This window comes from Azorhizobium doebereinerae UFLA1-100 (genome assembly GCF_000473085.1).
In the GTDB taxonomy this organism is placed as follows: Bacteria; Pseudomonadota; Alphaproteobacteria; order Rhizobiales; family Xanthobacteraceae; genus Azorhizobium; species Azorhizobium doebereinerae.
Map to the genome: position 1 here is coordinate 18,144 of NZ_AXBA01000036.1, position 21,525 is coordinate 39,668.

Here is a 21,525-nt window from a genome sequence, read left to right on the forward strand (position 1 = left end):
ATGCCGCTGCTCAGCCGCCATCGCCGCTATCTCGGGCTGGTCGCCGTGGTGATCTTCGCCGCGTTGCTGCTCGCCAATCTGGTGCCCGACCCCATGGGCCGGGGCGTCTGGCGCACGCGCGGCGTGCCGCCCGCCAATCTGGTCCAGGAGATCACCACCCGGGCGCAGACGCTCAGCCTGTATTTCCAGGACAATTTCGGCTTCCGCGCCAGCCTGCCGATCGTGCGGCGCGACCTGCGCGCCGCGCTCGAATCGCCCAACGACCACAATACCTATTACGGCCGCCACGGCCGGCTGTTCTGGGCCCGCGAGCACACGCCCGAGCAATCCTCCGGCGACCTCATCCGCGCCGAGGCGGTGGACCGCTTCGTGCGCATGGCCGACATCCTCCAGCGCGAGCTGGCGCCGCTCGGCACCAAGGTGGTGGTGGCCATCCCGCCCAACACCCAGTCGGTGGAGATGGACGACCTGCCGCGCTGGCAGCACGGTTTCGAGCGCCGGCCCACCGAATACGATTTGCTGCTGGCCGGCCTGAAGAAGGACGGCGTCGCCAGCGTGGACCTGCGCGAGGTGCTTCGGACCGCGCCGTTCGCGGGGCCGCGCTACCTGAAGACGGATTCCCACTGGAACTTCGCCAGCTCGGTCTATGCCTTCAACGCCACCATGGTGGCGGCGGGCCATCCGGACTGGCAGGTGGACCCCAAGGCGGTGATCGGGCCGCTGGCCCCCTCGCCGGCGGGGGATCTGGTGCGCACCATGCGCATGCCGCCGCCGGTGGAGGATGAGAACTACCAGCTGCGCTTCGCGCCGCCCGACGTGCAGCATCAGACCACGCCGGAGCTGAAGCTCACCCACGAGCACCCGCTGTTCCAGCCTTATGTGGAGCGCTTCCGCCCCGAGGGGCCGCGCGTGCTGGTGATCGGCGACAGCTTCACGGTGAACATCTGGACCCGGCTGTTCGCCGCCACCCCGGTGGCGGAAGCCGCCTGGATGCACTTCTCCCGCCGCACGCTGGGCTATTGCGGCTTCGATGTCGCGGATGTGAAGGCCTACAAGCCGGCGCTGGTGATCCTGGCGCGCACCGAGCGCTTCTTCCCCTGCCTCGACGGCGCCTGGCCCTACAACCTGCCGCAGGAGTGAGCCCGCGGGCCGGCGGGGCCGGCCCGGAGCGCCCGGAGGGGCAGGTCGGCCCGGCGGCTCAGAGCGCGAAGCTGGTGCCGCAGCCGCAGGAAGCGGTGGCGTGGGGATTGTCGATCTTGAACGCGGCGCCGATCAGGTCGTCGACGAAATCGATGCGCGCGCCGGACAGATAGTCGAGCGAAACCTTGTCCACCAGCACGGTTGCGCCGTCCTGCTGGATGATGGTGTCGTCGGCGTTGCGGTCCCGCGTCACGTCGAAGCGGTACTGGAAGCCGGAGCAGCCGCCGCCTTCCACGCTGACGCGCAGTGCGCTCTGCGGGGCTTCCCCGGCGAGGATTTCACTGATGCGGCGTGCCGCGCTGGCGGTCACGACCACGGAATCTGAAGCGGTGTCCATTGTGTGTTCCCGCGCCGATCGGCGGTTGATCCAAGTGTCGATGGATAGTTAAGTGCGCCCGCCGCCGAGTCAACGCCACGGGACCGATCCCGCGCGGCGCGGGCGGCGCGGGAGGGCAGATGGCGGTTTCCGGAGCACGGCCCCGTGTGGCGTGGGCGAGCGACGCCGCCTTCACCCGCGGCCGACTGGTGCCCGAGGCGGAGGGCACGCGCAGCGCCTTCCGCCGGGATTGCGACCGCATCATCCATTCCACCGCCTTCCGCCGGCTGAAGCACAAGACGCAGGTCTTCGTGTTCCACGAGGGCGACCATTACCGCACCCGCCTGACCCATACGCTCGAGGTGGCGCAGATCGCCCGCTCCATCGCCCGCGCCCTGGGGCTGGACGAGGACCTGGCCGAGGCGCTGGCGCTGGCCCACGACCTCGGCCACCCGCCCTTCGCCCATGCGGGCGAGCGGGCGCTCGACGCCTGCATGGCCGACCACGGCGGCTTCGACCACAACGCCCAGTCGCTGCGCGTCGTCACCCGGCTGGAGCGGCGCTATGCCGAGTTCGACGGGCTGAACCTGACCTGGGAGACGCTGGAAGGCATCGCCAAGCACAACGGCCCGCTCACCGACCGCGCCGGGGCTTCGCTGCGCGACCCGGAGGCGCCGCTGCCGCACGCCATCCGCGCCCATTCCGCCGTGCAGGACCTGGAATTGTGGACCCATGCCGGGCCGGAGGCCCAGGTGGCGGCGATCTCCGACGACATCGCCTATGACGTGCACGATCTCGACGACGGGCTGCGCGCCGGCCTGTTCACGCTCGACGAGCTGGCGCCGCTGCCGCTGGTGGGCGAGGTGCTGGCCGAGGTGCGCGGGCTTTGGCCGGGGCTGGAGGAGGGGCGGGTCATCCATGAGGTGATGCGGCGCCTCATCACCCGCTTCGTCGAGGACGTGGTGCGCGAGAGCGAGGGGCGGGCGCGGGCCGCCGGCGTCGGCTCCAGCTATGACGTGCGCATGCTCGCCGCCCCGCTGGTGGCCTTCTCCGCCGGCATGCGCACCGCCGAGGCGGCGGTGAAGGGCTTCCTGTTCCCGCACATGTACCGCCATGCCCGGGTCAACCGCATCATGGACGAGGCCCAGCAGGTGGTGCGCGACCTGTTCGCCCATTTCCGCGCCGAGCCCCAGGATATGCCCAGCGACTGGCGCCTGGAGGGGGCGGCGGACGACCGCATGGCGCGGCGCGTGGCCGACTATATCGCCGGCATGACCGACCGCTACGCGCTGGACCAGCATGCCCGTTTCTTTGACACGACGCCGGAATTGCGTTAGGCGCCGGGGCCCTCATGACATCGGATTGAGCCATGAACGTCTACGCGATCTTCGCCGATCACGTGCGAGATGCCGTCGCCGCCATCGCCGGCGACCAGGTCGAAGCCAAAGGGCTCGACCTCTCCCGGATCGTGGTCGAGCCGCCGCGTGACGCCGCCCATGGCGATCTCGCCACCAATGCCGCCATGGTGCTGGCCAAGGACCTCGGCCTGAAGCCGCGCGACCTCGCCGAGCAGATCGCCGGCAAGCTTGCCGCGGTGGCGAGCGTCGCCAAGGTGGACGTGGCCGGGCCCGGCTTCATCAACCTGACCCTCGATCCGGCCTTCTGGCCGCAGGTGCTGGCCGCGCTGCTGCGCCTCGGCGGCGATTTCGGCCGCTCCCAGGTCGGCGCCGGCGAGCCGGTCAATGTGGAATATGTCTCCGCCAATCCCACCGGCCCCATGCACGTGGGCCATTGCCGCGGCGCCGTGTTCGGTGACGCGCTGGCGAGCCTGATGGACTTCGCCGGCTTCAAGGTGACGCGGGAATATTACATCAACGACGCCGGCGCCCAGGTGGACGTGCTGGCCCGCTCGGTGTTCCTGCGCTACCGCGAGGCGGTGACGGGGCAGGCGGCGGAGATCCCCGACGGCCTCTATCCCGGCGATTATCTGGTGCCGGTCGGTAAGGAACTGGCCGCCATCCACGGCGCGGAATATCTTGAGGCGCCCGAGAGCGAGTGGCTGCCGATCTTCCGCAGCTTCGCCATCGGCGCCATGATGGTGATGATCCGCGACGACCTCCAGGCGCTGGGCATTTCCTTCGACGTCTTCTTCTCCGAGCGCTCGCTGACCGTGGGCGTGGACCGGGTCGGCGGTACCATCGCGCAGTTGCGCCGCACCGGCGAGGTCTACCAGGGCCGCCTGCCGCCGCCCAAGGGCGCCCCGCCGGAGGATTGGGAGGACCGCGAGCAGACCCTGTTCCGCACCACCGCCTTTGGCGACGACGTGGACCGGCCGCTGGTGAAGTCGGACGGCAGTTACACCTATTTCGCCGGCGACATCGCCTATCACAAGGACAAGTTCGACCGCGGCTTCCGCCGCATGATCGACGTCTGGGGCGCCGACCACGGCGGCTACGTGAAGCGCATGCAGGCGGCGGTTAAGGCGGTGTCCGCCGGGCAGGCGAGCCTGGACGTGGAGCTGTGCCAGCTGGTGCGGCTGTTCCGCAACGGCGAGCCGGTGCGCATGTCCAAGCGCGCGGGCTCGTTCGTGACGCTGCGCGAGGTGGTGGACGAGGTGGGCCGCGACGCGGTGCGCTTCATGATGCTGTTCCGCAAGAACGACGCCCCGCTGGACTTCGACCTCGCCAAGGTGATCGAGCAGTCGCGCGAGAACCCGGTGTTCTACGTGCAGTATGCCCATGCCCGCGCCCAGTCGATCCTGCGCAACGCCATGGTGCAATATCCCGACCTGCCGGAGAGCGGCACGGTCTATGCCCATGCGCCGCTGGATCGGCTGGACGACGAGGGCGAGCTGGCGCTGGTGCGCCGCCTGTCCGGCTGGCCGCGCCTCGTGGAGCAGGCGGCCAACGCGCGCGAGCCGCACCGCGTCGCCTTCTTCCTGCACGAGGTGGCGAGCGAGTTCCACGGCCAGTGGAACCGCGGAAAAGACTTGCCACATTTACGCTTCATTATGGAGAATGATCGAGAATTGACCATGGCGCGTCTGGCTCTGGTCCATGGCGTGGCTGCGGTCCTCGCCTCAGGCCTCGGCTTGCTTGGCGTTGAGGCCGTCGATGAAATGAAGTGACCGTCCCTGGTCGGGCTCCTGCCGTCGTTCGGCACCCGTGCTCCCGGCGGTCTTTGGGTAAGATCGAGGCGACATGGGCGACGAAAGCAGGTTCCGCTACCGGCGCGACGAGAATTCCGCCAGCGACGGCCGACTGTCGCGGGCGGAACCGCCGCGCGGGGAGCAGCCGCGCGGGGAACGTCCCGCCGCGCCGCGCAGCGAGGCCGGCGGCAGCCGCGCCGATGACGCGCTCGCCGAACTCGCCCGCCTGATCGGCGACGAGGACCCGTTCGCCGATTTCAACGATCTGCGCACTCCGGAGCCGGAGCCCACCCGGGCCCGCGCCCGGCCGGAAGCCGCGCCCATGCCGCAGTTCTCGGCACCGCCGGTGGAGCGCCGCTTCGACGACTGGCAGCCCGGCCGCCGCGGCCAGCGCACCCCGCCGCCCGGCACCCCCGCCCATATCGCCCCCTCCGCACCGCCGGCGCCGGCCGCCGACGAATGGGCCGACCAGACCCGCGGCAACGTGCGCCAGGGCTACGGCTCGCTGTCCCGCCGCGCCTCGGCGGACTATGACGCCCCCGAGCCTGCGGCCGAGCCGGACTACGACCAGCCCGAATACACCCAGTCGCATTACACCCAGGTCCAGCCCGCGCGGCAGCCGCAGCGGGCCGCCCCGGCGGAGGACGAGGCCGGCTACGCTTATACGGCGCAGGCCCCGCACCAGCAGTATGACGAGTATGACGACGCCTACGACCCGGCCTATACGGACGACGGCTACATGCCGCCGCACGACGAGGACCTGTACGAGGCCGAGCCGCGCCGCCGGAAAAGCCGCATGGTGCTGCTGGCGGTCGCCTCGGTCCTCGCCCTGGTGGTGGTCGGCGTCGGCGGCGTGTTCGCCTATCGCATGATCGGCGGCAGCCGCACCACCGAGACCGCCGGTGGCCAGCCGCCGGTGATCCGCGCCGGCGAAGGCCCGGTGAAGACCGCCGGCCCCGCGCCCACCGGCCAGTCGGCGGACGGCCAGAAGCTCATCTATGACCGCGTCGGCGGCGGCACGCCCGGCAACGAGCGCGTGGTGCCCCGCGAGGAGCAGCCGGTGGACGTGAACGCCGCCGCAGCGGCTGCGGCTGCCGCGGCCGCCGCCAATCCCTCGGCTCAGGCCGGCGCCCCGGGCACCGAGCCCAAGAAGGTCAAGACGCTGACCGTGCGGGCCGATGGCTCGGTGGTCACGGCGGCGGCGCCCGCCGCCGCGCCGGCCCGGCCCAATGCCGTCGCGCCGGTGGCCTATGCGCCCAACCAGAACCCGCTGCCGGTGGCCGCCCCGACGCCGACCTCGGTGACGCCGACGCCGGTGACCAATGTGGCCAGCGCCACGCCCGCCGCCGCGCCCGTGGCTCCGCCCGCCCCGGCCGCCAGCGCCGCCGGCGGCTATGTGGTGCAGGTGGCTTCGCAGAAGTCCGAGACCGACGCCATGGGCTCCTGGAAGGTGCTCCAGTCGCGCTATCCGCAACTGCTGGGCAGCTACAAGGCCACGGTGAAGAAGGCGGACCTGGGCGATCGCGGCATCTATTACCGGGCGCAGGTCGGCCCCTTCAACACCCGCGACCAGGCCAACGAACTCTGCCAGAGCCTGCGGGCGCAGGGCGGCGACTGCCTGGTGCAGAAGAACTGAGGCGGTCGGCGGCGGGCGAACCCGACGCCGGCCCCCACCTTCAGCCCCGGATTCGGCTTTCCGCCGCAGGCAACATAACGATCTATCGCATCAAGGCGGCCCAGGAGGCCGCCTTTTTGCTGGGCGCGGCCAGCGCCGCTGCGCGGGTGCGGGCGGCGAACTGGCGGTCGGCCACCGCCACCTCGTCGATGGCCGCCATCACTTCGGCGGTCGCGGTCTGCTGCACCATGTGGCCGCCCTGCGGGATCAGATGCAGGCTGCTCCGGGGAAGCTGCCCATGCAGGCGCACGGACTGGCTCTGCGGGTCGATGAGGCGGTCGCCGGTGCCCACCACGATGGCGATAGGCATGGCCAGTTCGCCATAGCGGGCGGCGTTGGCCTCGGTGGCCGAGGTCAGCATCGCCACCTCCTGCGTCGCCGCCTCCAGCTGCCACGGCCGCAGCGCCATCTCCTTGGAGAAGCCGGCGAACTTGGGCGGCACCGGCTCGGGGCCGAACACGGTGTCCATCACCAGCGGCCAGGCCAGGCGCGATAGCGCCGGCGTCAGCGTGTAGCTCACCGCCGCGTTCACGCCGGGCAGAGCGAGGGCATTGGCGAGGCGCACGTCGAGGCGCGGATCGGGATAATAATAGCCGGACACCAGCACCAGGCCGGCGACGAGGTTCGGGTCCTGCAAGGCCATGGTGGCGGCCACCAGCGCGCCCCAGGAATGGCCGACGACGATGGCCCGCCGCACCCCGAGCCGGGCCAGCGCGGCGCGGAACAGGGTGGCCTGCATGGCCGGCGTCCATTGGGTGCCGGCGGGGCGGGTGCTGTAGCCGAAGCCGGGACGGTCGAAGGCGATCACATGGTAGCGGCGGGCGGCGAGGCCGACGAGGCCGCTCGCCTGGAAGTCCTCGACGCTGGCGCCGTTGCCGTGCAGCAGCACCAGCGCCTCGCCCTCGCCCTCTTCCACATAGTGCAGCTTCACGCCGCCGAAGGTGAGGAACCGCCCCGTGGGCGGATGGTCCCGCTCCGCCGCGACGCCGAGATAGGCGTTGCCGCCGGCCAATAGCAGCACAAGGAGAACGAACGCGAGCGCGCAGGCGCGCAACGGGGTCAGACGGCGCATGAGGTCTCCGTGGCCCCGTCCGCGGGCGCCCGGAGCGGACGCTCCGGGGAAGGGCCGATGCGCCGCGACAATGGCACGGATCACCCTCCGGGCGGAGCCCCCGCCGGGCCGAAGCCCGCGGGCGCGCGTCCGCCGCTCAGGGGCGCGCCAGCCGGCTCCAGTCGGCCACCGGCCGGGCCTGCGACAGGGCCAGTGTCGCCTCGGCGAGCGCCGCAGCCTCCGTCCCGAGGATCGGCTCGGCCAAGGTGAGGAACTTCGCTTTGAGACCGGCATCGTTCGGGAACAGGTGCGGCTCGCCGGAGGGATCGGGAATGCGGCGCTCTACCTCGCCACCGGCGAAGGAGAGCTTCAGCGTCGCGCCGAAGGGATGGGCGAGGCCCTCCAGCGAGGGGTCGCGCACCACGTCGATGCGGTCCGCCAGAGCATCCAAGCCGGGGTCGCCGAGGCGGCGGTAGTCGTCCCAGCCGAAGCTGCCCTGGTCGAGCGCCACGGCGGCGGTAAAGGGCATGGAGAATTGGCCGTCCACCACCGTCCGCGCCCGGCGCTTGTCGGCCAGCGGGGCGCCGGTGAGGGTGATGCCGTTGGGATGCAGGCCGACCGTGACCGCGCGGATGTCCTCTGCCTTGAGGCCCAGTTCCGCGCGCAGCGCCAGCAGGCCGTCGAGGGCCGCATGGGTGTAGCGACAGCTCGGGTAGGGCTTGAGCGCGATCTCCAGCGTCTCCCAATGCTGGCCGAGGCCCTTCACCGCCTCTTCGGGGCGCGGGGCGCCGCTATAGCCCTGGAAGAAGCCGTGGGTGCCTTCCAGCGCTTCGATGGAGCCCTTGAAGCCGTCCAGGGCAAGGCTGGCGGCGACGAGGCCGTTCATGGCGGCGGCGCCCACCTGGTAGCGCTTGGTCCAGGCGCCGTTGGCGAGGAATTGCAGAGAACCGGCCGCCTGGCTACCGGCGATGCCGAACGCCGTCACCATGCGGTCGGCATCAAGGCCGAAGATCCGGCCGGCGGCGGCCGCCGCCGCGAACACGCCGGTGGTGGCAGTGGGGTGGAAGCCGCGCGCGTAATGGGCGGTGGGGTCCACCGCGAGGCCGAGGCGGCAGCAGACCTCATAGCCCGCCACCACGGCGGCGAGGAAGGTGCGGGTGTCCGCCCCCGTCATCTCGGCCGCCGCCAGCGCGGCCGAGACCACCGGCGCGCTGGGGTGCAGGGAACTGGCGGCGTGGGTATCGTCGAAATCGAGCGAATGGCCGTAGACGCCGTTGAGCAAGGCGGCGACGGGCGGCGCGTAGGTCCGTCCGCTGCCGGCCACGGTGGCGGCGCCGGGGCCGTCGAGGCCGAGGCGGGCGAGGGTCTGGCGCAGCGGCGCGCTGGAATCGGCCTCGGCGCCGCCACGCACGATGTTGCCGAGATAGTCGAGCACCAGGCGCTCGGCCCGCGCCACCACCTCCGGCGGCAGATGTTCGAACGCGAGGCTGGCCGCGAAGGCGGCGAGGGTGCGGGTTTCGTGCGCCATGACTGGCCTCCTTCTGGACGTTCGGGTCGCGCGCGGCGCGCGGGCGATCAGGTGGCGGAGCGCCGCAGGATGCTTTCGGCGCGCAGGCGCACGGGCGCGTCCACCATGGCGCCGTCCACTTTCACCGCGCCGCCGCCCTGCGCCATGGCGTCCAGGATGCGCCGCGCCCAGGCGATCTCGTCCGCGCTGGGGGCGAAGCCGGCCATCACCGGCGCGATCTGGCTGGGATGGATGCACAGCTTGCCGGCAAAGCCGAGCATGGCGGCATAGGCGGCATCGTCCTGCGCCAGCGCCGCGTCGGCCACCGCCGTGGTGACGCCGTCGATTGGGCCGGCCCGGCCGGCGAGGCGGGAGGCGAGCACCAGTTCCGAGCGCGCCATGAGCAGCGCCTCGCGGGTGTGGGCGCTGCCGAGGTCGGCGCAATAATCGATGGAGCCGAAGGCGAGGCGCGCCACGCCGGGGGCGGCGGCGATGGCGCGGGCATTGGCAAGGCCGAGCCCGCTCTCGATCAGCGGGATGACCGGCACGCCCGGCACGGCGGCCTCCACGGCGGCGACATCCTGCGCCTGCTCGGCCTTGGGCAGCACGATGCCGGCCAGCCGGAGGGTGCGGGCGAGGGCGAGGTCGTCGGCGAGGAAGGGCGTGCCGCTGCCGTTCACGCGCAGCAGCAGGCGGCCTTCCGCCGGCCAGTGGGCGGCGATGGCGGCGCGGGCCTGCGCCTTGGCCTCGGTGGCCACTGCATCCTCCAGATCGACGATCACCGCGTCGGCGCCGGCGGCGAGCGCCTTGCCGAACCGCTCGGGGCGGTCGCCGGGGACGAACAGGACCACGAGGCGGTCGGTGCGGAGAAAGTCGCTCATGGGGCATCCTGACAGGGCAGGGCGGCAGAGTGCCGTCTGGCGGCGGCGGCGCAAATAGCGATTTGCGCGCGGGCTTATAGGAAAGTCCTATATGACGCGGGCGGCGGCCTCGGCCTAGCGTGGCGCCGCCCTGGCCGGCCTTCCCTTGGGGGCGATGCCTGCCGTGCGGCGTCCCTGCGTCCTATAGGTTGCCTGCGCCATGCCGAATGATCTTGACGGGTTGCTCGTCGTTTCCGTCGAACAGGCGGTCGCCGCGCCCTATCTCTCCGGGCGCCTCGCCGAGGCCGGCGCGCGGGTCATCAAGGTGGAGCGGCCGGAGGGGGATTTCGCCCGCGGCTACGACAGCCTGGTGCATGGCGAGAGCGCCTATTTCGTCTGGCTCAACCGGGGCAAGGAATCCGTCTGCCTCGACCTCAAGCAGGCGGACGACCGCGCCGTTCTGGCGGCCATGGTCGCCAAGGCCGACGTGTTCATCCAGAACCTGGCGCCGGGGGTGATCGACCGCCTCGGCTTCGCCCCGGCGGAGCTCCGGGCGGCGAACCCGCGCCTCATCACCTGCTCCATCTCCGGCTATGGCGAGGACGGGCCGTATCGCGACCTGAAGGCCTATGACCTGCTGGTGCAGGCGGAGAGCGGCCTGTCCAGCATCACCGGCAATCCGGAGGGGCTGGCGCGGGTCGGGGTGTCGGTGTGCGACATCTCCGCCGGCATGACCGCCTTCCAGGCGGTGCTCCAGGGGCTCTATGCGCGCGAGCGCACCGGGCAGGGGCGGCACATCGCCGTCTCGCTGTTCCATGCGCTGGCCGACTGGATGAACGTGCCGTACCTGCAATATGTCTACGGCGGCAAGGTGCCGGCGCGCGCCGGCCTGACCCATCCCACCATCGCGCCCTATGGCGCCTATGCCTGCGGCGACGGCAAGGCGGTGCTGTTCTCGATCCAGAACGAGCGGGAATGGGTGCTGTTCTGCCGCGACGTGCTGGGCAAGCCCGACCTCGCCGCCGAGCCCCGCTTCGCCGACAATTCCGCCCGCGTCGCCGCCCGCGCGGCGCTCAACGGCGAGATCGACGCGGTGTTCGGCGCGCTGTCGCGGGACCAGGTGGTGGAGCGGCTGGAGGCGGCGCGCATCGCCTATGGCCGGGTGTCCTCGCTGGAGGATCTGGCCGCCCATCCACAGAACCGCTATGTGGAGGTGGACACGCCCACCGGCCCCGTGCGCATGCTGGCGCCCGGGGCGCTGGTGGACAGCACCCCGCCGCATCCCGGCCCGGTCCCGGCGCTGGGCGCCCAGTCCGCGTCGCTCCGGGCCGAGTTCGGCGCGGTGGCCCCCTTGCAGGAGACTTCCCGTCCATGAGCCGCGACGTGCGCACCACCCTGTCGGTGATCGAAGACTATCTCGGCCCGTTCGAAGGCCGCCGCATCCTCGACGTGGGCTGCGGCCACGGCGCGCTCGCCCGCGCGCTGGCCAAGCGTGGGGCCAAGGTCACCGGCATCGACCCGCAGGCGGAGGCGGTCGCCGCCGCCCGGGCGGCGGTGCCGGACGCCACGTTCGAGACCTCCGGGGCGGAAAGCCTGCCCTATGCGGACGGGGCGTTCGACGCGGTGGTGATTCTCAACGCCCTGCACCATGTGCCCGGCCCGCTCATGGACCGCGCGCTCGGCGAGGCGGCGCGGGTGAGCGCCGGCCCCCTGCTGGTCATCGAGCCGCTGGCGGAGGGCTCCTTCTTCGCCGCCGTGCGGCTGGTGGACGACGAGACCCAGATTCGCGCCGAGGCCCAGGCGGCGATCGCCGCCGCGCTGGCCGCCGGCCGCCTGCGGCTTTCCGCCGAGATCGAATATGACGACCGGCGGGCGTTTCCCTCCACGGCCGCCTTCCTGGCCAGGGTGGTGGAGGTGGATCCTGCCCGCGCCGCCATCGCCGAGCGCGAGGCGGACAGCGTGGCGGCCATCATTCGCGAGGTCGGGGAGCCGAACGGCGAGGGCTTCACCCTGCTCCAGCCGCACCGCGCCCACCTGCTGCGGGCGGCGTCGGCGTCATAGGTTTGCGATCGGCTGGAAGGGGGCGGTATAAGGGAAACCTCTGCCCCTCCAGCCCGGTTTGCCCGTGGACCTGCGTCAGCTTCGCTATTTCGTCGCCATCGTCGAGGCCGGGTCCTTTTCCAAGGCGGCGCAGCGGCTGCACATCGCCCAGCCGGCGCTGAGCCAGCACGTGCGCAACATGGAGAGCGACCTCGGCGTCGAGCTGCTGTTCCGCAGCCCGCACGGCGTGCTGCCGACGCAGGCGGGCGAGACGCTGCTGCGCCACGCGCGCGGCATGCTGGCCCAGATGGAGGTCGCCCGCGAGGCGGTGATCGGCCAGCAGGCGGAGCCCGAGGGCGAGGTGCGATTCGGCCTGCCCGGCACCATCAGCCAGATGATCTGCGTGCCGCTCATCACCGAGGCCCGGCGGCGCTATCCCAAGGTGAAGCTGCGGGTGGCCGAGGCCATGAGCGGTTTCGTGCTCGACTGGCTGCGCGAGGGCAAGATTGACCTCGGCGTGCTCTACCGCACCGTGACCGACCGCGGCCTGGAAGCCCGCCACGTGCTCTCCGAGGACCTGTGCCTGCTGGGGCCGGTGGCGCCCATGGGCCATCCCCATCCGCCCGAAGGCCCGGTGCCGTTCCCGGCGCTGGCCGGCCTCACGCTGATCCTGCCCAGCCCCGGCCACGGCCTGCGCGACCTCATCGACGAGCGGGCGGCGGCCGAGGCGGTGCGGCTCGACACGGTGATCGACCTCGACACCTACGGCCAGATCAAGCTGCTGGTGGAAGGCGGGCTCGGCTATGCCATCCTGCCCGCCGCCGCCGTGCAGCGCGAGGTGCTGGACGGGCGGCTGAAGACCTGGCCCGTGGGTGTGCCGGTGCTGACACGCGACCTGCACGTGGTGCGCCCCAGCGACCGGCCCTTGTCCAAGGCGGTGCGGGTGATCGAGGACCTCGCCTATGCCACCCTGGTGCAACTGGTTCAGGACGGCGTCTGGCATGCGTCGCTGGCCGGCGAGGCGCGTCCCGAGCATGCCGCCGGGCGGCGGCTATAACATCGGCTTATGCGCATCAGCGTGAAATCGTCTTTGGTTCTGGCCTCCCCGTTTTGCAACATGCCGGTATCGGGCTCGTGCGGGACGGGCGGGGCCATCATGGGCGCACGACGGCGTTATGATGCGGCTCCGGCCGAAGACTATGTGCCGGACAGTGAAAGGGCGCCATAGTGCGTCCGGCGGATCGCATCGACGAGCCGCGCCAAGACCCCTGGGCCTGCGCCCGCACAGAGGGGCGGATCAACGGAACGCCTTGGGAGAGACGCCAATGAACAGGTTCGTATTCAGCGCGATGGTCGCCGCCGCGGCGCTGCTGGGCACGCCGGCCGCCTATGCGCAGCAGATCGTCATCAAGTTCAGCCATGTGGTCGCTCCCGACACGCCGAAGGGCAAGGGCGCGGACAAGTTCAAGGAGCTGGCCGAGAAGTACACCGCCGGCAAGGTGAAGGTGGAGATCTATCCCAACTCCCAGCTCTACAAGGACAAGGAGGAGATGGAGGCGCTCCAGCTCGGCGCGGTGCAGATGCTGGCCCCCTCGCTGGCCAAGTTCGGGCCGCTCGGCGCGCGGGCGTTCGAGGTGTTCGACCTGCCCTACATCTTCCCCGACAAGGACGTGCTGCAGAAGGTCACCCAGGGCGAGGTGGGCAAGAAGCTGTTCGAGAAGCTGGAGCCCAAGGGCATCAAGGGGCTCGCCTATTGGGACAACGGCTTCAAGATCATGAGCGCCAATACGCCGCTCGTGAAGCCGACCGACTTCCAGGGCCTGAAGATGCGCATCCAGTCCTCCAAGGTGCTGGAGGCGCAGTTCCGCGCCCTGGGCGCCCTGCCGCAGGTGATGGCCTTCTCGGAAGTCTACCAGGCCATGCAGACCGGTGTGGTGGACGGCTCGGAGAACACGCCGTCCAACATGTACACGCAGAAGCACTATGAAGTGCAGAAGTATGCGCTGGTCACCAACCACGGCTACATCGGCTATGCGGTGATCGTGAACAAGAGCTTCTGGGACGGCCTGCCGGCGGACACCCGCGCCCAGCTGGAGAAGGCGATGGCGGAAGCCACCGTCTATGCCAATTCCATCTCCCAGACCGAGAATGACGACGCGCTGGCGGAGATGAAGAAGTCCGGCCGCATCGCCATCCGCGTGCCGACGCCCGAAGAGACCGCCGCCTTCCGCAAGGCGCTGGAGCCGGTCTATGGCGAGATGGCCAGCCGCATCGGCCAGGACACCATCGACATGGTGCTGAAGGAAACCAAGGCCGCCGGCCACTAACGGCCCGCGCACCCACGGTTCCGCACGCTCCGCCCACGCCTGCCGGCGTGGGCTTTTCCACCTCTGCGCACGACGAAACATCCGCCATCGGGCCCCGCGCCGGGTGGCGGCGCGCGGCCTCAGGCCGAAGGGACGGGGAATGGAAGACCCACTTCACAAGTTCTACGTGATGCTGGCGTTCACGGCGGTGGTCTTCGTCGCCTACATGGTGGTGAAGATCCGCGCCGACGGGCTCGGCACCGCCTTGGCGCATCTGCTGGACCATCTGGAAGAGACGCTGATCTCGGTGCTGATCGCCTCGGCGACGCTGCTGATCTTCGTCGCCGTGATGCAGCGCTACGCCTCCGGCATCCGCGTGCTCTATCCCTACGTGCACGGCTTCGACCTGGGCTGGGCGCAGGAAGCCTGCATCCTCATGTTCGTCTGGATGGCCAAGATCGGCGCCGCCTATGGCGTGCGCACCGGCATCCATGTGGGCGTCGACGTGCTGGTGAACCGGCTCAAGGACCGCCCGCGCAAGGCGCTGATCCTGTTCGGCCTGATGTGCGGGGCGCTGTTCACCGCCGTGGTCGGCACCTTCGGCCTCAAGTTCGTGATGGCGCGCTACGGCTTCGGCGACACCACGCCGGAGATGGAGATGCCGTCCTGGATCGCCTATCTCGCCATCCCCATCGGCTCCTATCTCATGTGCTTCCGCTTCCTTCAGGTGGCCTTCTGGTTCTGGCGCACCGGCGAACTGCCCTCCCATGACCACGGCCATGTGGACGGGCTCGACGACCCGCCCGGCATCACCGACAGCGACCTGTTCCCGAAGGAGGTCCGCCGGTGAGCGCTCTCATCATCTTCGGCCTGTTCGTCCTGCTGATGGGGACGGGCATGCCGATCTCCATCGCGCTCGGCCTCACGGTGCTGACCTTCGTCTTCACCCTGACCAGCATTCCGGTCGATATCGTCGCGCAGAAGCTGTTCACCGGCATCGAGAAGTTCGAGATCATGGCGATCCCGTTCTTCATCCTGGCCGGCAACTTCCTCACCCACGGCGGGGTGGCGCGGCGGCTCATCAACTTCGCCACCTCGCTGATCGGCCACTGGCACGGGGGCCTCGGGCTCGCGGGCGTGCTGGCCTGCGCCCTGTTCGCGGCGGTGTCCGGCTCCTCGCCGGCGACCGTGGTGGCCATCGGCTCCATCATCCTGCCGGCGATGCAGGCACAGGGCTTTCCGCCGCGCTTCGGTGCCGGCGTGGTCACCACCTCCGGCGCGCTGGGCATCCTCATTCCGCCGTCCATCGTCATGGTGATGTATGCGGTGGCCACCACCGGCATGCAGATGACGGGACCGTCCGGCGAGCGCGTGACGTCGGCTTCCATCGGACAATTGTTCATCGCCGGCGTGGTGCCGGGTCTGATGCTGGCCTTCATCCTCGGCCTCACCACCTGGTACCGGGCGTGGAAGAACGGCTATCCGCGCCTGCCGCGCGCCAGCCTGGCGGAACGGTGGACGGCGTTTCGCGATTCCGTCTGGGGCCTGCTGCTGATCGTCATCGTGATGGGCGGCATCTATGCCGGCATGTTCACCCCCACCGAGGCGGCGGCGGTGGCGGCGGTCTACGCCTTCATCATCGCCGTGTTCGTCTACAAGGACATGTCGCTGAAGGACGTGCCCAGGGTGCTGCTGTCCAGCGCCAGCATGTCGGCCATGCTGCTCTACATCATCTCCAACGCGGCGCTGTTCTCCTTCCTGATGACCAATGAGAACATCCCGCAGGCGATGACGCAGTGGATGGTGGACCTGGGGCTCGGCCCCATCGGCTTCCTGCTGGTGGTGAACCTCCTGCTGCTGATGGCCGGCAACGTCATGGAGCCGTCCTCCATCGTGCTGATCATGGCGCCGATCCTGACCCCGGTTGCGGTGCGCCTCGGCATCGACCCGCTGCACTTCGGCATCATGATCGTGGTCAACATGGAGGTGGGCATGTGTCATCCGCCCGTGGGGCTGAACCTCTACGTGGCGTCGGGCATCACCAAGATGGGGATCAGCGAACTGACGGTCGCGGTGATGCCGTGGCTGCTGGCCATGCTCGTGTTCCTGGCCATCGTGACCTACATTCCGGCGGTCTCGCTGTTCCTGCCGCGCCTCATGGGCATGTGAGCGGCTCCAAGGGGAAGACTGCATGACACCGCAGGTGGTCATCGCCGAGGAAGATGTCATCGCCAGCGTCGCCGACGCCTTGCAATACATCTCCTATTTCCATCCGCCGGACTTCATCGCCCACCTCTCCCGCGCCTATGAGCGGGAGAGGTCGCCGGCGGCGAAGGATGCCATCGGGCAGATCCTGCTGAACTCGCGCATGGCGGCGCTCGGCCACCGGCCGATCTGCCAGGACACCGGCCTCGTGGTGGCCTTCGTGAAGGTGGGCATGGAGGTGCGCTTCGACACCGCGCGCCCGCTCGCCGCCTTGATCGACGAGGCGGTGCGCCGGGCCTATCTCCACGCCGACAACCCGCTGCGTGCCTCCATGGTGGGCGACCCCCTGTTCGACCGCCGCAACACCGGCGACAACGGCCCGGCCGTGGTGCATGTGGAGCTGGTGCCGGGGCGCACGGTGGAGATCACCGTCGCTGCCAAGGGCGGCGGCTCGGAGAACAAGGCGCGCTTCGTCAATCTCAACCCCGCCGCATCGGTGGTGGACTGGGTGCTGAAGACGGTGCCGGAACTGGGCGCCGGCTGGTGCCCGCCGGGCATGATCGGCCTCGGCATCGGCGGCAGCGCCGAGAAGGCCATGCTGCTGGCCAAGGAGGCGCTGCTGGCGCCCATCGACATGAGCGACCTGCTGGCGCGCGGTCCCTCCAGCAAGGAGGAGGAACTGCGCATCGAGCTCTATGAGAAGATCAACGCGCTCGGCATCGGCGCGCAGGGACTGGGCGGGCTCACCACCGTGGTGGACGTGAAGATCGCCCGCTTTCCCTGCCACGCGGCCTCCAAGCCCGTGGCGCTGATCCCGCAATGCGCCGCCAACCGCCATGCCCATATCGTGCTCGACGGCTCCGGCCCGGTGCGGCTCGACCCGCCGGATCTGGCGCTCTGGCCGCAGATCGTGCTGGAACAGGCCGGCGTCGCTGCCCGGAAGGTCGATCTCGACACGCTCACCCGCGCCGACGTGGCCGGCTGGCAGCCGGGCGAGAAACTGCTGCTTTCCGGTCACCTGCTGACCGGGCGCGACGCCGCCCACCAGCGCATGGTGGAGCTGCTGCGCGCCGGGCAGGACCTGCCGGTCAGCCTGAAGGACCGCGTGCTCTATTATGTCGGCCCGGTGCAGGCGGTGCGCGAGGAGGCGGTCGGCCCCGCCGGTCCCACCACCGCCACCCGCATGGACGGCTATGTGGAGGAGATCCTCGCCGCCACCGGGCTGCTGGCGATGATCGGCAAGGGCGAGCGCGGCCCCGCGGCGGTGGAAGCCATCGCCCGCCACAAGGCGGCCTCGCTGATCGCGGTGGGCGGGGCGGCCTATCTGGTGTCGAAGGCCATCAAGAGCGCGCGGGTGCTCGCCTTCCCTGACCTTGGCATGGAGGCGATCCACGAATTCGTCGTGGAGGACATGCCGGTGACGGTCGCCGTGGATGCCGGCGGCCGCTCGGTCCACGTCACCGGGCCCGCCCAATGGCGGCGCTCGGCCTGAGGAAGCGGGCCGAGGGGCAGCCCCCCGGCCGGGTGCTCAGGAACGTTCCTTCACATAGCGGCCGGGCGCGTCCTCGATGGGATTGAAGGCGCCGCCGCCCGGCTCGCGGGCCGGCACCTCGTCCGGGTGCAAAGCGGAGAACCACTGCAGCCAGTCCGGCCACCAGGAGCCCTTGTGCTCCTGCGCGTTCTCCAGCCAGCCGTGGTAGTCGCCGCCCACCTCGCCGCCGGTCCAGTACTGGTACTTCTGCTTGGCCGGCGGGTTGACCACGCCGGCGATGTGGCCGGAGCCGGCCAGCACGAAGCGCACCGGCCCGCCCAGCAGGCCGGCACCGATATAGGCCGACATGGCCGGGGCGATATGGTCCTCCCGCGTCGCCAGGGAATAGACCGGGACCTGCACCTTGCCGACGTCGATCTTGACCCCGGCGATCTCGGCGAGACCCTTTGCGATGTTGTTCTGCAGATAGCAGTTGCGCAGGTAATAGGAATGGTTCGCCGCCGGCATGCGCGTGGAATCGGCGTTCCAGAACAGCAGATCGAACGGGAAAGGCGATTTGCCCTTCATGTAATTGTTGACCACATAGGGCCAGATCAGGTCGTTCGACCGCAGCATGTTGAAGGCATCGGCCATCTTCTTTCCTTCGAGATAGCCCATTTCCTTCATGCGCCGCTCGATCACTTCGAGCTGCGCCTCGTCCACGAACACCTTCAGGTCGCCCGCATGGGTGAAGTCGATCTGGGTGGTGAGGAAGGAGGCGCTGGCGACGCGGTCGTCGCCGGTGGCCGCCATGTAGGCCAGCGTCACCGCCAGCAGCGTGCCGCCGACGCAATAGCCGATGGTGTGCGCCTGGTGCTCGCCGGTGGCCTTCTCCACCGCGTCGAGTGCGGCGAAGATGCCTTCGCGCATGTAGTCGTCGAACCCCTTGGCGGCGAGGCGGGCGTCCGGATTGACCCAGGAGATCACGAACACCGTCAGCCCGCTGTCCACCATCCACTTGATGAGGGATTTTTCCGGGTTGAGGTCGAGGATGTAGAATTTGTTGATCCACGGCGGCACCAGCAGCACGGGGATCTTCTTCACCGTCTCGGTGGCGGGAGCATACTGGATGAGCTGCATCAGCTCGGTCTCGTAGATCACCTTGCCGGGGCTGAGCGCCAGGTTGCGGCCTACCTCGAACGCGCCCATGTCGGTCTGGCGGATCTTGAGGTCGCCGCCGCCCTCGGCCAGGTCCTCGGCGAGGTTCTTCATGCCGCGCACCAGATTCTCGCCGCTGGAGGCGATGGTCTCGCGGATCAGCTCCGGATTGGTCATCACGAAATTGGACGGCGACACGGCGTTCGAGAGCTGGCGCACCAGGAACTCGGCCTTGTGCTTCACGTGCGGGTCGAGGCCCTCGGCCTCTTCCACCATGGCCTCGGCCCAATGGCTGGTGACGAGGTAAGTCTGCTTCAGCGCGTCGAAGAACGGGCTTTCCCAGTCCGGGTCCTTGAAGCGGGCGTCCTTGGGATCGCTCTTCGCCGCGGCTTCCGCCTGCTCGCCGGCCAGCTTCTTCAGCGCCGAGGCCCACACGCCCATGTAGCCGGTCATCAGCCGCACCTGGGCGTCCAGCGAGCGCTTGGGATCGGACATCCAGTAGTTCGCCACCTCGCCGATGGTTTTCAGCGCATCGGCGATGTCGTCGCTCATGTCGTCGGCCTTGCCCTCCTCGCGCGGGCGCATGTAGGCCGCGACGGCCTTGCCGCCTTCCTCCACCAGCTTGGCGAGGTTCTGGGCGAAGGCCTCCACGTTCATGGAGGCGGGGGGAGCCTTGGTGGTGACGTCGCTCGGCGGGGCCATAAGGGATTCCTTGAGACGGTTCCGTCCGTTATAGATCGTTTTTCCGACGGATCTGTTTCGCGCCGTCAGCTTTGGTCATATTAATGCGGCCATCAAGCGGGGGCGAGTGGCAGACGGGCGCAGGTCCGCCGAGTTGTGAGGATGGGATGGGCATGAGGCCAGAACGCGGCGCGTTGCGCCTGCCGGTCACGCATAAGGACGCCTCCCGCGCCGTGCGGTTGGGGCTGCGCGCCGCCGTGCTGGCCGCCGCGCTGGCGCTCGCCGGCTGCGCGGGCGATTCCCCGTTGGCCTTCCTGAATCCGCACGTGCCGGACGTGCCCAAGGTGGAGCCCACCGCCTATCCGACCCTCGGTGCCCCCGACGTGAAGCGGATGCCGGTGCTGACCCCGGACGCCCAGGCCAAGCTCCAGAAGGATCTGGAAACCCTGTCCAAGGATAATGGCAAGAGCCTGGAGCAGGCCATCGAGAAGGGCACCTGAGGCGCCAAGGGCACCGGAAGCCGGCAGATCCGCCGCTCCGGTGGTAAAACCGCCGCAATGGGTGGTTTTTGATTCACGGAAGAGTGTTAAAAGGGCCGTTCGCCGCGCCGGGAGCTGAGATGCGCGGCCGTTGGAGCTTGTGTCATGACTGACTTTCACCGTATTCGCCGGCTGCCGCCCTATGTGTTCGAGCAGGTGAACCGTGTGAAGGCCGCCGCCCGCAACAACGGCGTCGACATCATCGACCTCGGCATGGGCAACCCCGATCTCGACGCGCCGGCGCACGTCATCGAGAAGCTCAAGGAAACCATCGGCAAGCCGCGCACCGACCGCTATTCGGCTTCCAAGGGCATCCCCGGCCTGCGCCGCGCGCAGGCAGCCTATTACGAGCGCCGCTTCGGGGTGAAGCTCAATCCCGACACCCAGGTGGTGGCCACGCTGGGCTCGAAGGAAGGCTTCGCCAACATGGCGCAGGCCATCACCGCGCCGGGCGACGTGATCCTGACGCCGAACCCGTCCTATCCGATCCACGCCTTCGGCTTCCTGATGGCCGGCGGCGTCATCCGCTCGGTGCCGGTGGAGCCGGACGCGCAGTTCTTCCACGCCATGGAACGGGCGGTGCAGCACTCCATCCCCAAGCCGATCGCGGTGGTGGTGTGCTATCCGTCCAACCCCACGGCAACGGTGGCGAGCCTCGATTTCTACAAGGACGTGGTGGCCTTCGCGAAGAAGAACGACCTCATCGTCCTGTCCGACCTCGCCTATGCCGAACTCTATTTCGACGACAACGAGCCGCCGCCGTCCGTGCTCCAGGTGCCGGGCGCCATGGACGTGACGGTGGAGTTCACCTCCATGTCGAAGACCTTCTCCATGGCCGGCTGGCGCATGGGCTTCGCGGTCGGCAACGAGCGGCTCATCGCCGCGCTGTCGCGGGTGAAGTCCTATCTCGACTACGGCGCCTATACGCCGATCCAGGTGGCGGCCGCCGCGGCGCTCAATGGCCCGCAGGAGTGCATCGCCGAGATGCGCGAGACCTACAAGCGCCGCCGTGACGCCATGGTGGACAGCTTCGGCCGCGCCGGCTGGGACATTCCGGTGCCGAAGGCCTCCATGTTCGCCTGGGCGCCGATCCCTGAGCCCTTCCGGGCCATGGGCAGCGTGGAATTCTCCAAGCTGCTGATCGAGAAGGCCGAGGTGGCGGTGGCGCCGGGCGTCGGCTTCGGCGAGCATGGCGACGACTATGTGCGCATCGCCGTGGTCGAGAACGAGCAGCGCATCCGCCAGGCCGCGCGCAACATCCGCCGCTTCTTCGAGCAGGCGGGGACGCTGCACAATGTCGTGCCGCTGTCCGCCGCCCGCTGACGCATCCGCCGCGGCCCGTCCGGGCTGCGGCCCCTCAACAGGACA

18 protein-coding genes are annotated in these 21,525 nt (G+C 69.7%); 13 read left to right on the plus strand and 5 right to left on the minus strand.

Annotation, left to right across the window (positions count from 1 at the left end):
• Positions 1-1,140 carry an alginate O-acetyltransferase AlgX-related protein gene (locus YU1_RS0121525; RefSeq protein ID WP_029005847.1) on the plus strand — a complete coding sequence of 380 codons (1,140 nt, stop codon included), beginning with the start codon at positions 1-3 and terminating at the stop codon, positions 1,138-1,140.
• Positions 1,141-1,198: 58 nt separating this feature from the next.
• On the opposite strand, the gene erpA is transcribed toward YU1_RS0121525, so the two are convergent.
• Complete coding sequence (erpA, locus tag YU1_RS0121530) at positions 1,199-1,537, minus strand: iron-sulfur cluster insertion protein ErpA (RefSeq protein WP_029005848.1); 339 nt, start codon at positions 1,535-1,537, stop codon at positions 1,199-1,201.
• 119 nt (positions 1,538-1,656) lie between these two features.
• On the opposite strand from erpA, the gene YU1_RS0121535 reads away from it, so the two are divergent.
• The 3 genes from YU1_RS0121535 (at position 1,657) to YU1_RS0121545 (ending at position 6,300) form a co-directional block, all read left to right on the plus strand.
• The gene (locus tag YU1_RS0121535) at positions 1,657-2,853 is read left to right on the plus strand and encodes a deoxyguanosinetriphosphate triphosphohydrolase (protein WP_029005849.1); all 1,197 of its coding nucleotides are present in this window, start codon (positions 1,657-1,659) and stop codon (positions 2,851-2,853) included.
• A 32-nt stretch (positions 2,854-2,885) separates the two neighbouring features.
• Positions 2,886-4,643: an arginine--tRNA ligase gene (argS, locus tag YU1_RS0121540; protein WP_029005850.1), complete on the plus strand. Its 1,758-nt coding sequence runs from the start codon at positions 2,886-2,888 to the stop codon at positions 4,641-4,643.
• A gap of 73 nt (positions 4,644-4,716) precedes the next feature.
• Positions 4,717-6,300: an SPOR domain-containing protein gene (locus YU1_RS0121545; RefSeq protein WP_029005851.1), complete on the plus strand. Its 1,584-nt coding sequence runs from the start codon at positions 4,717-4,719 to the stop codon at positions 6,298-6,300.
• 82 nt (positions 6,301-6,382) lie between these two features.
• Here YU1_RS0121545 and YU1_RS30585 read toward each other — a convergent pair whose 3' ends face one another.
• The 3 genes from YU1_RS30585 to YU1_RS0121560 form a co-directional block, all read right to left on the minus strand.
• Positions 6,383-7,411, minus strand: a complete 1,029-nt coding sequence (locus YU1_RS30585; protein WP_084540026.1) for an alpha/beta fold hydrolase — start codon at positions 7,409-7,411, stop codon at positions 6,383-6,385.
• Positions 7,412-7,547: 136 nt separating this feature from the next.
• Positions 7,548-8,918: an MmgE/PrpD family protein gene (locus tag YU1_RS0121555; protein ID WP_029005852.1), complete on the minus strand. Its 1,371-nt coding sequence runs from the start codon at positions 8,916-8,918 to the stop codon at positions 7,548-7,550.
• A gap of 47 nt (positions 8,919-8,965) precedes the next feature.
• Positions 8,966-9,778 carry an HpcH/HpaI aldolase/citrate lyase family protein gene (locus YU1_RS0121560; RefSeq protein ID WP_051357141.1) on the minus strand — a complete coding sequence of 271 codons (813 nt, stop codon included), beginning with the start codon at positions 9,776-9,778 and terminating at the stop codon, positions 8,966-8,968.
• Between the two features lie 199 nt (positions 9,779-9,977).
• Here YU1_RS0121560 and YU1_RS0121565 point away from each other — a divergent pair, with 199 nt between their 5' ends.
• From YU1_RS0121565 to YU1_RS0121595, 7 genes are all read left to right on the plus strand, one after another.
• Entirely contained in the window at positions 9,978-11,132 is a 1,155-nt protein-coding gene (locus YU1_RS0121565) for a CaiB/BaiF CoA transferase family protein (RefSeq protein WP_029005854.1), read from the plus strand.
• Positions 11,129-11,818, plus strand: a complete 690-nt coding sequence (locus YU1_RS0121570; protein ID WP_029005855.1) for a class I SAM-dependent methyltransferase — start codon at positions 11,129-11,131, stop codon at positions 11,816-11,818. Before YU1_RS0121565 ends, YU1_RS0121570 begins: the two co-directional genes overlap by 4 nt.
• 64 nt (positions 11,819-11,882) lie before the next feature.
• Positions 11,883-12,854 (plus strand): LysR family transcriptional regulator, encoded by a 972-nt coding sequence (locus tag YU1_RS0121575; protein ID WP_029005856.1) that lies wholly within the window; start codon positions 11,883-11,885, stop codon positions 12,852-12,854.
• A gap of 268 nt (positions 12,855-13,122) precedes the next feature.
• On the plus strand, positions 13,123-14,124 hold the full coding sequence (locus tag YU1_RS0121580) for a TRAP transporter substrate-binding protein (protein ID WP_029005857.1): 1,002 nt from the start codon (positions 13,123-13,125) through the stop codon (positions 14,122-14,124).
• A gap of 205 nt (positions 14,125-14,329) precedes the next feature.
• The gene (locus tag YU1_RS30590; protein WP_051357148.1) at positions 14,330-14,953 is read left to right on the plus strand and encodes a TRAP transporter small permease; all 624 of its coding nucleotides are present in this window, start codon (positions 14,330-14,332) and stop codon (positions 14,951-14,953) included.
• Positions 14,950-16,272: a TRAP transporter large permease gene (locus YU1_RS0121590; RefSeq protein ID WP_029005858.1), complete on the plus strand. Its 1,323-nt coding sequence runs from the start codon at positions 14,950-14,952 to the stop codon at positions 16,270-16,272. The genes YU1_RS30590 and YU1_RS0121590 overlap by 4 nt, the downstream gene beginning before the upstream one ends.
• 22 nt (positions 16,273-16,294) lie before the next feature.
• The gene (locus YU1_RS0121595; protein ID WP_029005859.1) at positions 16,295-17,800 is read left to right on the plus strand and encodes a fumarate hydratase; all 1,506 of its coding nucleotides are present in this window, start codon (positions 16,295-16,297) and stop codon (positions 17,798-17,800) included.
• 36 nt (positions 17,801-17,836) lie between these two features.
• Here YU1_RS0121595 and YU1_RS30595 read toward each other — a convergent pair whose 3' ends face one another.
• Complete coding sequence (locus tag YU1_RS30595; RefSeq protein ID WP_051357144.1) at positions 17,837-19,639, minus strand: class I poly(R)-hydroxyalkanoic acid synthase; 1,803 nt, start codon at positions 19,637-19,639, stop codon at positions 17,837-17,839.
• Between the two features lie 152 nt (positions 19,640-19,791).
• On the opposite strand from YU1_RS30595, the gene YU1_RS0121605 reads away from it, so the two are divergent.
• Positions 19,792-20,118 (plus strand): hypothetical protein, encoded by a 327-nt coding sequence (locus YU1_RS0121605; protein ID WP_156922350.1) that lies wholly within the window; start codon positions 19,792-19,794, stop codon positions 20,116-20,118.
• Positions 20,119-20,262: 144 nt separating this feature from the next.
• Positions 20,263-21,480 carry an LL-diaminopimelate aminotransferase gene (locus YU1_RS0121610; protein WP_029005861.1) on the plus strand — a complete coding sequence of 406 codons (1,218 nt, stop codon included), beginning with the start codon at positions 20,263-20,265 and terminating at the stop codon, positions 21,478-21,480.
• Positions 21,481-21,525 lie beyond the last annotated feature (45 nt).

Coding starts and splice junctions, on each gene's coding strand:
- YU1_RS0121545 (WP_029005851.1), top strand. CDS start 4,717: ATGGGCGACGAAAGCAGGTTCCGCTACCGGCGCGACGAGAATTCCGCC.
- YU1_RS0121555 (WP_029005852.1), bottom strand. CDS start 8,918: ATGGCGCACGAAACCCGCACCCTCGCCGCCTTCGCGGCCAGCCTCGCG.
- argS (WP_029005850.1), top strand. CDS start 2,886: ATGAACGTCTACGCGATCTTCGCCGATCACGTGCGAGATGCCGTCGCC.
- YU1_RS30590 (WP_051357148.1), top strand. CDS start 14,330: ATGGTGGTGAAGATCCGCGCCGACGGGCTCGGCACCGCCTTGGCGCAT.
- YU1_RS0121605 (WP_156922350.1), top strand. CDS start 19,792: ATGAGGCCAGAACGCGGCGCGTTGCGCCTGCCGGTCACGCATAAGGAC.
- YU1_RS0121570 (WP_029005855.1), top strand. CDS start 11,129: ATGAGCCGCGACGTGCGCACCACCCTGTCGGTGATCGAAGACTATCTC.
- YU1_RS30595 (WP_051357144.1), bottom strand. CDS start 19,639: ATGGCCCCGCCGAGCGACGTCACCACCAAGGCTCCCCCCGCCTCCATG.
- YU1_RS0121610 (WP_029005861.1), top strand. CDS start 20,263: ATGACTGACTTTCACCGTATTCGCCGGCTGCCGCCCTATGTGTTCGAG.
- YU1_RS0121580 (WP_029005857.1), top strand. CDS start 13,123: ATGAACAGGTTCGTATTCAGCGCGATGGTCGCCGCCGCGGCGCTGCTG.
- erpA (WP_029005848.1), bottom strand. CDS start 1,537: ATGGACACCGCTTCAGATTCCGTGGTCGTGACCGCCAGCGCGGCACGC.
- YU1_RS0121595 (WP_029005859.1), top strand. CDS start 16,295: ATGACACCGCAGGTGGTCATCGCCGAGGAAGATGTCATCGCCAGCGTC.
- YU1_RS0121525 (WP_029005847.1), top strand. CDS start 1: ATGCCGCTGCTCAGCCGCCATCGCCGCTATCTCGGGCTGGTCGCCGTG.
- YU1_RS0121535 (WP_029005849.1), top strand. CDS start 1,657: ATGGCGGTTTCCGGAGCACGGCCCCGTGTGGCGTGGGCGAGCGACGCC.
- YU1_RS0121560 (WP_051357141.1), bottom strand. CDS start 9,778: ATGAGCGACTTTCTCCGCACCGACCGCCTCGTGGTCCTGTTCGTCCCC.
- YU1_RS0121565 (WP_029005854.1), top strand. CDS start 9,978: ATGCCGAATGATCTTGACGGGTTGCTCGTCGTTTCCGTCGAACAGGCG.
- YU1_RS30585 (WP_084540026.1), bottom strand. CDS start 7,411: ATGCGCCGTCTGACCCCGTTGCGCGCCTGCGCGCTCGCGTTCGTTCTC.